At 72.5% G+C, this 14887-nt stretch carries 9 protein-coding genes; 3 read left to right on the top strand and 6 right to left on the bottom strand.

Annotation, left to right across the window (positions count from 1 at the left end; all coding sequences use genetic code 11):
- Nucleotides 1-137 precede the first annotated feature (137 nt).
- The 6 genes from NHH00_RS12060 to NHH00_RS12035 form a co-directional block, all read right to left on the bottom strand.
- A complete protein-coding gene (locus NHH00_RS12060) occupies nucleotides 138-5558 on the bottom strand; it encodes a GH92 family glycosyl hydrolase (protein WP_253052386.1) in 5421 nt (1806 codons plus the stop codon).
- 204 nt (nucleotides 5559-5762) lie between these two features.
- On the bottom strand, nucleotides 5763-6902 hold the full coding sequence (locus NHH00_RS12055; protein WP_253052384.1) for a LacI family DNA-binding transcriptional regulator: 1140 nt from the start codon (nucleotides 6900-6902) through the stop codon (nucleotides 5763-5765).
- Nucleotides 6902-8116 carry a sugar ABC transporter permease gene (locus NHH00_RS12050; protein WP_253052382.1) on the bottom strand — a complete coding sequence of 405 codons (1215 nt, stop codon included), beginning with the start codon at nucleotides 8114-8116 and terminating at the stop codon, nucleotides 6902-6904. The genes NHH00_RS12055 and NHH00_RS12050 overlap by 1 nt, the downstream gene beginning before the upstream one ends.
- Entirely contained in the window at nucleotides 8113-8934 is an 822-nt protein-coding gene (locus NHH00_RS12045) for an ATP-binding cassette domain-containing protein (RefSeq protein ID WP_253052380.1), read from the bottom strand. Before NHH00_RS12045 ends, NHH00_RS12050 begins: the two co-directional genes overlap by 4 nt.
- Nucleotides 8931-10064: a substrate-binding domain-containing protein gene (locus NHH00_RS12040; protein ID WP_253052378.1), complete on the bottom strand. Its 1134-nt coding sequence runs from the start codon at nucleotides 10062-10064 to the stop codon at nucleotides 8931-8933. Before NHH00_RS12040 ends, NHH00_RS12045 begins: the two co-directional genes overlap by 4 nt.
- On the bottom strand, nucleotides 10061-11179 hold the full coding sequence (locus NHH00_RS12035) for an ROK family transcriptional regulator (RefSeq protein ID WP_253052376.1): 1119 nt from the start codon (nucleotides 11177-11179) through the stop codon (nucleotides 10061-10063). Before NHH00_RS12035 ends, NHH00_RS12040 begins: the two co-directional genes overlap by 4 nt.
- A gap of 372 nt (nucleotides 11180-11551) precedes the next feature.
- Between NHH00_RS12035 and NHH00_RS12030 the strand changes: the two genes are divergently transcribed.
- From NHH00_RS12030 to NHH00_RS12020, 3 genes are all read left to right on the top strand, one after another.
- Nucleotides 11552-12850, top strand: a complete 1299-nt coding sequence (locus NHH00_RS12030; protein WP_253052374.1) for an ABC transporter substrate-binding protein — start codon at nucleotides 11552-11554, stop codon at nucleotides 12848-12850.
- Between the two features lie 138 nt (nucleotides 12851-12988).
- On the top strand, nucleotides 12989-13891 hold the full coding sequence (locus NHH00_RS12025; protein ID WP_237841486.1) for a carbohydrate ABC transporter permease: 903 nt from the start codon (nucleotides 12989-12991) through the stop codon (nucleotides 13889-13891).
- Nucleotides 13888-14790 carry a carbohydrate ABC transporter permease gene (locus NHH00_RS12020; RefSeq protein ID WP_253052372.1) on the top strand — a complete coding sequence of 301 codons (903 nt, stop codon included), beginning with the start codon at nucleotides 13888-13890 and terminating at the stop codon, nucleotides 14788-14790. The genes NHH00_RS12025 and NHH00_RS12020 overlap by 4 nt, the downstream gene beginning before the upstream one ends.
- Nucleotides 14791-14887: the final 97 nt, after the last annotated feature.

Here is a 14887-nt window from a genome sequence, read left to right as displayed (position 1 = left end):
CGTGCTGGGAACGTGGTGCCGCACCGGGCGCGGTGCCGGTACGGCGCGGTGCCCCGGGACGATCATCCCGGGGCACCGCCGGTGGTGCATGCTCACCGTGCGCCCCGGAGACCGGGGCGCACGGTGGGCTCAGGGGCTCAGCCGCAGGTCACGGCCGCGTAGTCCGCCGTGATCGACGCCGTCACCCCCTGGTCTCCTCGGGTCGCCTCGACGGTGACCGTGCCGGCCTCGACCGACGTCGCCCGCGTCGCGAACGACTGGTAGGCGTTGGCCCCCGGCGCGACGGCCGCGAACTCCTTGGTCCCGAACGGCGTGACGAGGCGGATCGCGACGGGCGCGTCCTCGCCGTTCTCGGCGCGGACCGCGACGTACGCCTTGCCGGCGAGGCAGCGCGTGCTCACGGTGACGTCGATCGCGAGCTGCGGCTGGCCCTCGGTCACGGTCACGGGGACCTCGACCACCTGGCTGGTCCAGCCGTCGTCGACCACGACGTACGCGGTGTACGTCCCGGCCGCCGCGTAGGCGTGCGCCCCGGAGACGGAGCCGTCCGCCACGGTGCCGGCCGCGACGTCGGAGCCGTCGCCCCACGTGACCGCCGCGCGGAGCTCGGCGCCCTCGCGGCCGCCGGTCACCTGGGCGAGCACGGCGTCCGCGGACTGCCCGACGGCGAGGGTCACGCCGTCCGCGGCCGTCACCTCCAGCGCGGGGTGCTCGGCGAACGTGCCGTCGTGCGCGACCGCGACCACGTGGATCCGGCCGTCGCGCGCGAGCTCGCCCGGCTGGTCCGGGAGCGTGAGGCTCACGGCCCGCTTGCCCTCGGGGAGCGTGATCGGCGCCGTCGCGAAGAACGCGGCAGGGGTGCCGGTCTGCGGGCTGCCGCCGCGCAGGCGGTTGTCCGTGACCGCGACGGGGATGTTGCCGAACACCGGGTTGCGCGCCGCGCCCGACCAGTCGCCGAAGCTCAGGTCGATGGGCTGCGACGAGCCGTCGTCGAAGGTCAGCACGCCCTGGGCCTGCTGGTTCTTCTCCGTGCCGGTGCCGATCACCGAGAGCTGCTCGGCGTCCGCGGGGACCTCGAGCTCGATGGTCTGGCCGTCGCCCGTCGCGTTGTCCGGCTGGCCGGCGGGGACCGCCGGGACGTCGAACGCGAGGTCCGTGCCGGGCACCGTCGAGCGCTGGCCCTGGACGAAGCCCTTCGCCGCGAGCTGGGCCCGGTCGAAGAAGACGCCCTGGCCGTCGCACGACCCGACGGTCGTGCCGAGGTCGCCGATGCAGACGTTGTCGTACGCCGCGAGCAGCGAGCCCTCGCGCAGGAGCGAGACGGAGACGTACGAGGTGGTCGAGACGGGCTCGATCCCCTCGCCCGAGACCGTGACGGTCACCGGGTAGACGCCCGGGGCGGTCCACGAGTGCGCGGCGTTCACCGCGTACCCGCCGAACGCGCCCGCCTGGAGCGAGCCCGCGACCGGCTCGGAGCCGTCGCCGAACGCGACCTGCACGTCGAGCGCCGACGCGTCGCCCTCGACCCCGGTGAGGGTCGCGAACGAGCCCGAGACCTCGCGCCCGGTGACCGTGTCGCGGTCGGGCGCGGCCGAGAGCGTCAGCTCCTCGGCCCCGGAGGCCTTCGGATCGGCGAGGAGCTCGACCTCGGCGAGCGACAGCGCGCCCGAGCCCGAGGCCGCGGTGACGGTCACGCGGTACTGCGCGAACGCCGTCGGCTCCTTGACCGTGAACGGCCGCGTCTGCAGCGCCCAGCGGAACTGCTCGCCGGACCGCTCGTCGAGGGTCGTCCAGGTCTCGCCGTCGTCGGAGCCCTCGAGGGTCCACGCGGACGGCGACGCCGTCCCGCTCGCCCCGGAGGTCAGCGTGTACGACTCGACCGTCGGCCGGATGCCGTTGCCCGCCCACGTGATCGACGGGGTGGTCGTGGCGAACGTCGTGCGCGTGCCGGACGTGTTGTCCGTCAGGGCCGCGGCGCTCGTCGCCGCGTCGCCGTCCGCGACGGTCGTCGTGCCGAGGCCCGACGTCGTCGCGTCCTGGACCGGCGCCGGGGGCTCGTCGCCCTCGGTGAGCGACGGCGGCGCGTCGTCCTCGCCCGTGCCCCAGTCGGACGGCTCCGGACCCATGACGAAGTCCAGCGTCGCGCCGCCCGAGAGGTCGGCCTGGGAGAGCGACGTCGAGGTGCGGGCCTCGCCGTCCACCGCGAGGGACTGCACGTAGACGTTGTCCACCGAGTTGTTCTCGGCGTTGACCACGAGGTCGCCGTCCGGCAGGTGCACGGTGGCCTTGTCGAAGAGCGGCGAGCCGACCGCGTACTCGTCGGAGCCGACCTGGAGCGGGTAGAAGCCCAGCGAGGCGAAGATCCACCACGACGACATCTCGCCGTTGTCCTCGTCGCCCGGGTAGCCCTGGCCGATCTCGCTGCCCACGAACAGGCGGCGGGTGACCTCGCGGACCTTCTCCTGGGTCTTCGAGGGCGCGCCCGCGGCGTCGTACAGCCACGGGATGTGGTGCGACACCTGGTTGCTCATGCCCCACATGCCCATGCGCACGTCGCGCGCCTCGCGCTGCTCGTGGATGCCGCCGTTGCCGGCGCCCTTCTCCGGGGTGGAGAAGAACAGGTCGAGCTTGTCCTCCAGGCCCTGCTTGCCGCCGTAGAGGTTGGCGAGACCCTGCGGGTCCTGCGGCGCGTGGAACGCGAAGTTCCAGCCGCTCGTCTCGGTGTACCCGCCGCCCCAGGCCTCAGGGTTGTAGGTCTCCGGGTCGACGGCCCACGTGCCGTCCGCGTGCCGCGGCACGAAGAAGTCCACCTCGGGGTCGAACAGCTCGACGTAGTGCGTGGCGCGCTCGAGGAAGTACGAGGACTCCTCGCGCAGCGTCTCGCGACGCTCGTCCGGCGTGGCCGGGTCCTCCGCGAGGGCGGCGGCCATGTTGCCGATGCCGAAGTCGTTGATCAGGCCCTCCAGGCCCCACGACACGGACTCGTGCGTGGACTCCGGCGTGAACCCGAGGAACGGCGACGTCTGGAGGCCCTTGCGGCCCACGGCGTTGTTCGGCGGCGCGACGGACGCGTTGCGCAGCGCGGCGTCGTACGCCTCGAGCGCGGTGGCCGTCGGGAGCGAGCCCTTGAGGTACGCGTCCGCGAACGCGACGTCGGAGCTCGTGCCCGTCATGAGGTCGGCGTAGCCCGGCGAGGACCAGCGCGCGACCCAGCCGCCGTCGCGGTACTGCTGGACGAACCCGTCGACCAGCTCGCCCGCGAGCTCCGGGTAGAGGAGCGAGTACGCCGGCCAGGCCGTGCGGTACGTGTCCCAGAACCCGTTGTTCACGTAGATCTTGCCGTCGACGATCTTCGCGTTCGTCTGCGTGTCCGTCGCGGAGCCCGTGGTCGCGGAGACCGGGCTCGCGTACTTGTACGCCGGCGCCTGCGCCGTGCCCGTGTTCTCGAACTGCGAGTTCGGGTACAGGTTGAGGCGGTAGAGGTTGGAGTACAGCGTGACGAGCTGGTCCTCGCTCGCTCCCTCGACCTCGATGACGCCCAGGCGGTCGTTCCACGCCTGCGCGGCGGCGGCCTTGACCTCCGTGAAGGTCTTGCCCGTCACCTCCAGGTCGAGGTTCTTGCGCGCCTGGTCGAGGCTGATGAAGGAGGTCGCGACGCGCAGCTCGACCGTCTTGTCGGACGACGTGTCGAACGTCGCGAAGCGCGCGTCCGCACGGTTGCCCGCCGCCGTCCCGACCGCCGTCGGACTACGGTCGAAGGTGCCGGCGACGAACATGCGCGTACGGCCCACGGACAGGCCCGAGCCGTTCTCGACCCACCCGGAGAGCGTCCCCGTGGCCTGGTCGTACGTGAGCTTGGACGAGCCGTCCACCTTGTCCACGAGCACGTGGCCCGTGGCGCCGGGGTAGCTGAACCGGAGCACCGCGCCGTGGTCGGTGGGCGTCGCCTCGATGGCGGACCCGTTGGTGAACGTGACCCCGTAGTAGTCCGGACGCGCCAGCTCGTCGGCGTGGTCGAACTCGAGACCGCGCGTCGAGAGCGTGGCGTCGGGCGTCCCGGACGCCGTCGACGGGAGGAACGTGAGCTGGTTGCGGTCGCCCATCCACGGGCTCGGCTCGTGCGAGACGCCGAATCCCTGGAGCACGGGCTTGTTGTTGGCGTTGTTGGCCTTGTGGTACTCGTACAGCCAGCTCTGCGAGGAGGCGTTGGTGTAGGGCACCCAGAAGTTGAAGCCGTTGGGCGTCGCCGTCGCCGGGATGTTGTTCCCGCGCGAGAAGCTGCCCGACGCGAGCGTGCCGCGACGGGTGTCGACGTAGTTGGCGAGGCTCGAGCCGTCGATGGTCGCCGGGTTCGCGGTGATCGCGACGTCGTCGAGCCAGCCCGCGAACTTGGTGCCCGCGTGGCCGCCCGGGTTGTCGTAGCCGAGCAGCACCTGGTCGACGGTCTTGCCCGCGGCGACGTCGCCGAGGTCGATCCGCACGGAGTTCCACTGGTCGGCGTAGAGGATCTTGCCCTCGCCCTGGGCCTGCGCCGTCGCGACCGTCTCGTGCGCGTCGCGCGCGCCGAGGTCGGACAGGTAGGTGCCGTCGGTGAACAGCACGTCCACCGCCGCGTACGTCGACGGGTACTGCAGGTCGTCGAGCAGCTCGGGGAAGATCGTGTAGCTCAGACGCGTGTCCTCGCCCACGACGACGTCGACGTCGTCGTAGAGCACGTTGGTCGCGTAGGTCTCGCCGTCGGCGAGGTGCGAGCCGTCGTACCGCAGCGAGTGCAGGCCCGAGAACCCGACGCCCGCCTTGTTGGTGAAGCTCACGCGGGGCCCGGTGCCGACCTTGGTGTTCATGGGCGCGGCGGAGGGGCCCGCGCTCAGGTCGTCCGAGAGGTCCCACCCGGCGAGCTGGACGATGGAGTCGCCCGAGTTCGCGGTCACGTTGAGGCGCAGGTACGTGTACGCCTCGGTGGGCTCGTCGAGCTCGAAGCTGCGCGTCTGCTGCCGGTTCGGGAAGTCCTCGTCGGTGCGCTGGTCGAGGGGGGTCCACGTGGAGCCGTCGTTCGAGCCCTCGATCGTCCAGGTCTTCGGGTCGCGGCCCGCGGCGTCGTCGCCCGACGTCATCGAGTAGGCGACGAACGAGACCGGCTCCGTGAACTCGTACCGGACCCAGCCGGTCGAGGCGAACGCGAGCCACTTGGTGCCGGAGCTGCCGTCCGCGAGGTTCGCGGCGCCCTCGTTCGGCAGGTTCTGGGCGCTCGCCGTGACGGCCTTGAGCTTCCCGAGCACGCTGCCGGGGAGGCCGCTCGTGAACGACCCGACGTTCGCCTGCCAGGGCGCGCCGTCGCGCTCGGCCACCGTGGAGGCGAGCGCTGCGGGGTCTCCCGACTCGAAGGACGACGAGAAGTCCCCGGGCTCCGCGGCAGCGGCGGGGGCTGCCGTGAGGGCGCCGACGGGGACTGCGAGAGGGACGGTGAGGGCCGCGGCGAGCGCGAGGCCGAGGGGCCTCGCGCGGCCGCTCCTGGAGCGCGCGGCGTCCGCGCGTCCGGGCGGGAGGGGTCTGGTCATGCTCGCGATCTCCTTCGATCATCTGACAGCGCTGTCAGGCTGCAGGGGTGCCCCTGACAACGCGCAGGGGGGAAGCGTTGTCAGGGGCAGCCCGAACTTATGCGCGGGCGACGGTCTTTGTCAACGCGGCCGACGCCGCCGTGACCGGACGGGACGCTGCCGTCGCGCCCGGCACCGCGGGCCCGGGCTCCCGGGCCCGCGGGCCTAGGCTCCCGGGCCGGAGACCTCGCCCGTGCCCCGCACGACGAGGCGCGTGGGCACCACGACGAGGCGCGGGGCCAGCTCCGGGTTCTCGGCCCGTGACACCGCGAGCGACGCAGCCTGGCGCCCCATCTCGACGACGTCGTACCCCACGACCGTCACGTTCAGCAGGTCCGCGAGCTCGAAGTCGTCGAAGCCGACGAGCGCGACGTCCGCCGCGCCGCCCGCGGACACGCGGTCCCGCAGCGCGTGGAGCGCACCGACCGTGATCTTGTTGTTCGCCGTGACGAACGCCGTCGGGGGCTCCGGGAGGGCCAGGAGCTCCGCGACGAACGCGCGCGCGAGATCGGCGTCGTGGGCACCGTCCCGCACGTACCGCGACGGGTCCTCGACGCCCGCGCCGCGCAGCGTCGCGACGAACTCGTCGCGACGCTCCTGGAACGTCCACAGGCGGGAGACGTCTCCCACGAGGGCGATCCGCCGGTGCCCGTGCGCGAGCAGGTGCGTGACGGCGTCGCGCACCCCGCCGCGGTTGTCGATGACGACGGTGTCCGCGTCGACGCCCTGCGCGGGCCGGTCGATGAAGACGACGGGCAGGCCGTCGTCGAGCTCGCGGCGCAGCGACGAGTGGTCCGTCGACGTGGGCGTCACGACGAGCGCGCCGACGCGGCGCTCGACGAGCGCCTCCGTGAGCGAGCGCTCGCGCTCGGGCTCCTCGTCGGAGCTCGTCGTGATGAGCTGGAGCCCGTGGTGACGCAGCTCGCGCTCGATCCCGCTCGCGAGCGCGGAGTAGAACGGGTTCGCGAGGTCGCCGGTGACGAAGCCGACGAGCCGCGAGGAGCCACCGCGCGCCAGGTCGGCCGCCACCGCGTTGCGGCGGAAACCGAGCCGCTGCGCGGCCTCCTGCACCTTGGCCCGCGTCTGCGGCGCCACGTTGGGCTCGTCGTTGAGGACGCGCGACGCCGTCTTGAGGCTCACGCCGGCGACCTCCGCGACGGCCGCGAGGGTCGGCCGTCGGCCCCCGCGCCCTGCGTGCGGGCGTGCCGCCGTCTCCGTCGGGGCGCCCGTCCCGGCACCCCGCGCCGTCGCCGCGCTCCCGCCCGGCGGGAGCGCGCCCGTGCTCTCCCCCTGCATCACCATCATCAGACCTCCCGTCGACCGCGGATGAGCATGTCGACGACGATAGCGAGCAGGAGCACCGCTCCGGTCACGATGTATCGCGTCGCCGTGTCGAGGTTGAGCAGCGTCAGCCCGTTGGCGATCGACTGGATGACCAGCACGCCGAGCAGCGCGGACCATGCGCTCCCGCGTCCGCCGAACAGGCTCGTCCCGCCGATGACCGCCGCGGCGATCGCCGTGAGGTAGGTGTCGGCGGCGCCGGTGCCCTGGTTCGCGGCGGCGAGACGCCCGGCCGCGAGGATGCCGCCCAGTGCGGCGAACGTGGAGCAGGCGACGAAGCACGAGACGACGGTCCGCCGCACCGCGACGCCCGCGAGGAGCGCGGAGCGTCGGTTCCCGCCGACGGCGCGCACCGACCGCCCCCAGCGCGTGCGGCGCAGCAGGACGTCCACCACCACGACGAGCGCGACGAACAGCACGACCGTGTAGCCGATCCCGCGCGCGGTCCCCAGGTACGCGACCGAGCCGACGAGGACCGCGGCGAGCACGGCGGTGCGGACCGCGATCCGGCCCAGGCCCGGGCTCGGCAGCTCCGCGCGCACGCGACGCAGGTGGTCGACGACGCGCAGCGCGGCGTACCCGACCACCACCACGACCACGAGGACCCAGGCGGCGGCCGGCGCGAGGAAGCCCTGCTGCACGGTGCGCACGAGCCAGGACTCGAACGGGATGTTGATCGAGCCCGAGGGACCGAGCACCCGCAGCTGCACGCCCGCGAGGACGAGCAGCCCGGCCAGGGTGAAGACGAACGACGCGAGCCCGAGGCGCGTGGACAGCATCCCGTACCCCAGGCCGACCACGACGCCCACGGCGAGCGCCGCGAGGATCGCGAGCCCGACGGGCCAGTCCAGGTTCACGGTCCCGACCGCCAGCACCGCCGCGGCGAGCCCACTCACGGAGCCGACGGACAGGTCGATCTGGCCGACCAGCAGCACGAGCACGACCCCGAGCGCGATGATCCCCGTGGGCGCGCTCTGGAGCGTGAGGTTGACGAGGTTCTCCGCCGAGAGGAACGCCGGGTTGATGGCGCCGAGCACGACCCAGATGAGCAGGAGCGCGCCGACGATCGGGAGCATGCCGAGGTGGGCGCCGCGCAGCTGCCGGACGACGCTCCCGGACAGCGCGCCGGTCGACGAGCGGTCGAGCGCCGCGCCCGAGGTGCGGCCGGGGACGCTCATCGGTGCACCGCCCCGGTGCCGCCGGAGCGCCGCTCGCGCGGCTCGCGCCCGGGGCCGGTCGGGGGCCGGGTGGCGCCCCCCGACCGCGCGGGCCGGACGGCGCCCGTCATCGCGGCGAGCAGGTCCTCGTAGGACGTGTCGCCCGCGAACTCGCCGTGCACGCGCCCGAGCCGCAGCACGAGGATGCGGTCGGCGACGGCCTGCAGGTCGCCCGCCTGGTGGCTGATGAGCACGACGGCGTGGCCGCGCTCGCGCAGCTTCTCGATGAGGTTGAGCACCTCGGCCGTCTGCCGGACGCCGAGGGCCGCCGTCGGCTCGTCGAGGACGAGCACGCGCGGTGCGCCCAGCAGCGCCCGCGCGACGGCCACGACCTGCCGCTGCCCGCCGGACAGCGTGCGCACGGGCTGCCGCACGGACGGGACGGTCGCGGCGAGCTGGTCGAGCAGGCCCCAGGCCTCGCGCTCCATGGCGATCTCGTCGAGGAACGGGCCGCGCAGCGTCTCCTGCCCGAGGAACACGTTCTCGACGACGTCGAGGTCGTCGACGAGGGCGAGCTGCTGGAACACCGCCGCGATGCCGTGCGCGCGCGCCGCCGCGGGCGAGTCGAGGACGACGGGCGCGCCGTCGAGCAGGACCTCTCCCGCGTCGGGCCGGAACGCGCCCGCGACGACGCCCGCGAGGGTCGACTTGCCGGCGCCGTTGTCGCCCACGACGGCGAGCACCTCGTGCTCGTGCACGTCGACGTCCACGTCGACGAGCGCGCGGACGCCGCCGAAGTTCTTGGAGACGCCGCGCAGCGACAGGACGGGGGCGCTCACGGGGCGACCTCCAGGAGCCCCGCCTCGACGCACGCGTCGACGTAGTACGAGGTGCAGATCTCGTCGACGGTGTAGACCCCGCCGTCGACGATGACGCGCTGCACGTCGTCGATCCCGACCGCGCGCGGCGCGAGGAGGAGGCTCGGGACGCCGTCGATGACGGCGGTCGCGCGGGGGTCCTCGCCGCGGAGCACGCGCACGGCGAGCTCGGCCGCCGTGCGCGCCTGCTGGGCGGTCGCCTTGTACACGGTCATGTACTGGTCGCCGGAGACGACGCGCTGGACCGCCGCGAGCTCGCCGTCCTGTCCCGTGGTGGGCGGGACGGGGTCGAGGCCGGCGGCCTTCATCGCCGCGATCGCGCCGCCCGCGATGCCGTCGCTCGCCGCGAACACGCCGTCGACGCGGCCGCTGTACTGCGTGAGCTGCCCCTCGACCCACTCGGTCGCCTTGTCGGGGCTCCAGTCGGGGGTGTCGTACTCGGCGAGCACGTCGATGTCCTCTCCCTCGAGCGCGCGGTGGGCGCCGGCGGCGAGCTCCGCGGCGTTCGGGTCGGTCGGCGAGCCCTGCACGAGCAGGACGCCCGGCCGCCGGCCCTGCGCCGGCGGGTCCTGCTCGGCGCGGTCGAGGACCGCGCCCACGAGCGCCTCCCCCATGAGGTACCCGATGAGCTCGTTGTCGAACGAGACGTAGTAGTTCGCACCCTCGACGAAGCGATCGTAGGCGATGACCGGCACCCCGAGCCGCTGCGCCTCCGCGACGATGCTCACCGCGGCGACCGCGTCGACCGCGTCGAGGACCAGCACGTCGGCACCGCGCGCGAGCATGGACTCGGCCTGCTGCTGCTGGTTCGCGGCGTCCTGGGCGGCGTTGGCGTACAGGACCTCGCACGTGGGGCAGCGGCGCTCGACGACGCCGACGAAGGTCGGGCGGTCGGTGGTCTCGTAGCGCGCGGTCTTCGCCTCGGGCAGCAGGAGCCCGATGGTCCCCTCCGACGGCCCGGTCGGCTCCTCGGGCGCGGCGCAGCCGGCGAGCGCGAGCAGCGCGACGACGACGGCCGCGAGGGCGCCGGTCACGGCGGTCCGGGCCCGACGGCGGGTCGGCCCCGTGCGCGCGGCGGTCGCCCCGGTCATGCGCTCACCCCCAGCGACCCGCTGACGCGTGCGAGGTCGAGCGCGACGGCGAGCGCCCCGCGCACCTCGGCGGCGGACCCGAGCTCGGACGCGACCACCTCGACGGGGCCGGCGGTGCTCGGCACGGTCCGCTGCTCGAGCGCCGTGCGCAGCGGCCCGAGCAGGGCCTCCCCCGCGTCGGCCAGCTGTCCCCCGACGACGACGATCTCGGGGTCGACCAGGTTGCACAGGTTGGCGGCCGCGACGCCGAGGTGCTGGCCGGCGTCGAACAGGACGCGGCGGCACCCGGGGTCGCCCTCCTGGGCGCGCGCGATGACGTCGCGCAGGGTGAGGGGGCCGCGGCTCTCGGAGAGCATGGACAGCAGCACCCCGGCACCGACGTACATCTCGAGGCAGCCCCGGTTGCCGCACCGGCACACCGGGCCGTTCTCGTCGATGGTGACGTGGCCGATCTCGCCCGCGACGCCCGCGCGCCCGTGCACGACCCGCCCCCCGAGCACCAGCCCTCCGCCCACGCCGTGAGAGACCCGCAGGTACGCGACGGCGTCGTGCCCGACGGCGGCCCCGAACCGGGTCTCGGCGAGCGCGCCGAGGTTGGCGTCGTTGTCCACGGTCACGGGCGCGCCGAGCTCGGCCTCCAGCACCTCGGGCACCACGACGCCGTCCCAGCCGCGCATCATGCCGACCGTCGCGATGCGCCCCGCGCGCACGTCGACGGGCGCGGGCACGCCGACGCCGACGGCGAGGAGCTCGTCGGGTGCGGCGTCGACGGACGCGACCATCTCCTCGACGAGCAGGGCGGCGCGCTGCAACCCGGTGTCCGCGCGGTGGTCGGGGGCCAGGGGCATGCGCTGGTCCGCGAGGACGCGCATGGACGCGTCGGCGAGCGCGACGCGCATGGACCGGGTGCCGAAGTGGACGCCGGCGACGAGCCCGAGGTTGCGCGCGAGCGTGACCTGGAGCGCGCGGCGGCCGCTGCGCGTGGACGGCGAGGTGTGCAGGACGCCCGCGCCGGTGAGCTCCTTGACGATGTTGGAGACGGTGGCCGGGGACAGGCCGGTGACGCCGGCCAGCTCGATCTGCGTGAGGGAGCCACGCTGCTGGACGGCGCTCACGATCCGAGCTCGGTTGGCCTCACGCAGTGAAGTCTGCGAGCCCGGGGTCACCCGGTCAGCGCGCACGCAGGTCAGGATACCGCCGGGGCACTCCCGTCCAGGTGGGACAGGCCGGGCGTGGACGCTGAGCCGATCTTCTGAACGAACTGGACAGCGCTGTCATCCTAGGCCAGACTCGACAGAACCGCTGGTTGCGTGCAGGACCTGACGCGAAGATCACGATTCGGCGACGCTTGCGTTCATTTCTTGACATCAAGCCGCACCGGGTCGTTGTATGGGCAGCGGGTTCGAGGGCGCGCCGGTGCGCCCGGCCGATGAGACGTGGTCGTCTCGCCGGTCCCCCACGACCGAAGAAGGCGTAGGGAAATCACGATGCGAATCGATCGCAGGACGAGCGCGACGGTGGCGACGGCCGCCCTCGTGGGTCTCGCACTCGCCGCGTGCAGCGGCGGTGGTTCCGGTGACGGGGGCACCGGGGACGGAGGCGCTTCGGGGGGCGGCGACGAGGTCGAGGTGTTCACCTGGTGGGCCGCGGGCTCCGAGAAGGCGGGTCTCGACGCGCTGGTCGGCGTGTTCAACGAGCAGCACCCCGACGTGGAGTTCATCAACGGCGCGGTCGCCGGCGGCGCCGGCTCGGCCGCGAAGGACCTCCTCCAGTCCCGCCTGCAGGCGCAGGACCCGCCGGACACGTTCCAGGCGCACGCCGGTGCCGAGCTGCAGGACTACATCGACGCCGCGCAGATCGAGGACGTCTCGTCGCTGTACGACGAGTTCGGCCTCAACGACGTCTTCCCGGCCGACCTCGTCGACCGCCTCAAGTCCGACGACGGCGCGATCTACTCGATCCCGTCGAACATCCACCGCGCGAACGTCGTGTGGGCCAACCCGACCGTCCTCGAGGCCAACGGCGTCGACCCGGCGGCGACCTACGCGGACCTGGACGCCTGGATGGCGGACCTCGACAAGCTCAAGGCCGCGGGCGTCACGCCGCTGTCGGTCGCGACGACCTGGACCCAGGTCAACCTGCTCGAGACCGTGCTCCTCGCGGACCTCGGCGCCGAGGGCTACAACGGCCTGTGGGACGGCTCGACCGACTGGGAGGGCGCCGAGGTCACGGCCGCCCTCGAGGACTTCGAGAAGCTCATGAGCTACACCAACACCGACCGCGACGGGCTCGACTGGCCCGAGGCGACCCAGATGGTGATCGACGGCAACGCCGCGTTCAACGTCATGGGCGACTGGGCCGTCGCGGCGTTCGAGGAGCAGGGCAAGACGCTCGGCACCGACTTCACCGCGTTCCCGGTCCCGGGCACGGACGGCGTGTTCGACTTCCTCGCCGACTCGTTCACCCTCCCGGTGGGTGCGCCGCACCCCGACGGCGCCAAGGCGTGGCTCGAGACCGTCGGCTCGCTCGAGGGCCAGGTCGCGTTCAACAAGGCCAAGGGCTCCATCCCGGCCCGCACCGACGCCGACCCGTCGGAGTTCTCGGAGTACCAGCAGACGGCGATCGAGTCGTTCGGCAACGACACGATCGTGTCCTCGCTGGCGCACGGCGCCGCCGCGCCGGTCGCGACGCTCAACGCGATCTCCGACGCGACGAGCAAGTTCACGTCCGGTGGGTCCGACCTCGCGACCTACCAGTCCGAGCTCGCTGCCGCCGCACAGGGCTGACACCGCTCCACCGGAGCCGCCGCGCGTCGTCGGGAACCTCCCGTCGGCGCGCGGCGGACCCGCGCGACCGGAACGCGTCCCCGGGACACCGGGCGCCCCCTGCGCCGCGTCCCACACCCACGACCGGGAAGACCCACCATGCTCAAGTCACTGCGACGAGCCGGCCCCGCGCTGCTGATGCTCGCCCCCTCGCTGATCCTCGTCGGCGTGTTCGTGTACGGACTCATCGGCGCGAACTTCCAGACCTCGATCACGGACAACCACACCGCCGCGCAGGCCACGGGACAGAAGCCGTCCGTGGTGGTCTGGTTCGAGAACTACGTCGACCTGCTCGGCAGCGAGGCGTTCCAGCACTCGCTGAAGAACCTCGTCCTCTACACGGTGGTGTTCCTCGCCGGCACGCTCGTCATGGGCTTCCTCTGGGCGTGGATGATGGACAAGCCCGTCAAGGGCGAGGGCCTGTTCCGCTCGGTCTACCTGTTCCCCTTCGCCGTGTCGTTCGTCGCCTCCGGCGTCGTGTGGCGCTGGCTCCTCAACTCGAACCAGGACGCGCAGGCGAGCGGGCTCAACCGGCTGTTCCAGATCATCGGGCTCGACTTCCTCCAGAACAACTGGTGGAACAACGTCACCTGGGGCATCACGGCCATCGCGATCCCCGCGATCTGGCAGCTCTCCGGCTACGTCATGGCGCTCTTCCTCGCCGGGTTCCGCGGCATCCCCGACGAGCTGCGCGAGGCCGCCCGCATGGACGGCGCCAGCGAGTGGAAGCTCTACCGCCACGTGCTCTTCCCGCAGCTCTCGCCGGTGGCGCTCTCCGCGCTCATCATCATCGGCCACATGTCGCTCAAGTCGTTCGACCTCATCATGTCGATCTCGAAGCCGGCGAACTACCAGACCAAGGTGCCGGCCGTCGACATGTACGTGTTCAAGTCGAGCTTCGACTACGCGAACGCCGCGGCGGTCGGCTCGATCCTGCTGATCATCGTGGCCGTCGTCATCGTGCCCTACCTGGTCCGCACCAACCGTCAGGAGAAGCGATGACCGACGTCGTAGCCACCTCGGTGCCGGCACCGGACACCGCCGGTCGCCCGATCGACCTGCACCGCACGGTGCCCAAGAACCGTTTCTCCGTGGGTCGCACCCTCAAGTACGCCGCGCTGATCTTCTTCGTGATCATCGTGCTCATCCCGGTCTACGTGCTCCTCGTGACGAGCTTCAAGGGCACCGGCGACGCGTCGCCCGCTCGCGCGTGGTCGCTGCCGCAGGTGTGGACCCTCGAGAACTGGCAGACGGCCTGGACCGCGCTGTCCCCCGCGATCCTGCGCACGCTGCAGATGGTCGTGCCGTCGGCGATCATCGCGGCCTTCCTCGGCTCGCTCAACGGGTTCGTGCTCTCGCGCTGGTCCTTCAAGGGCTCGAACCTGGTCTTCACCCTGATCCTGTTCGGGATGTTCATCCCCTACCAGGCCGTGATGATCCCGCTCAACCAGCTCGTGCTGGACCTCGGCATCCCGAGCGGCGTGCCGTCGCTGATCCTGCTGCACGTCGTGTACGGCATCCCGATCACGACGCTCATCTTCCGCAACTACTACATGACCGTGCCGCACGAGCTCATCGAGGCCGCGCGCGTCGACGGCGCCGGGATGTTCCGGACGTACTGGTCGATCATCCTGCCGATCTCGATCCCCAGCTTCGTGGTCGTGCTCATCTGGCAGTTCACCTCGTCGTGGAACGACTTCCTCTTCGCGGTGTTCTTCTCCTCGAGCCAGAACGGCCCCGTCACGCTCGCGCTGAACAACCTCGCGAACGGCGCGCTGCTGCAGAACTACGGCGTGTCCATGGCCGGTGCGCTCTTCGCGTCCCTGCCGACACTGCTGGTCTACATCATCCTCGGCAAGTACTTCATCGGCGGACTCATGTCCGGCTCGGTGAAGGGCTGACCTCCGGTCGAGCCGAGCACGCGGGGGGCGGGCGGGACCTGGTCGTACCAGGTCCGGCCCGCCCCTCCGTCGTACCACCACCCACCGCACGACGACG

Source organism: Cellulosimicrobium cellulans, from assembly GCF_024124905.1.
Classification (GTDB): Bacteria; Actinomycetota; Actinomycetes; order Actinomycetales; family Cellulomonadaceae; genus Cellulosimicrobium; species Cellulosimicrobium cellulans_G.
Note: the sequence above shows the minus strand (reverse complement) of the source record. Positions and strands in the feature narration are given on the sequence as shown.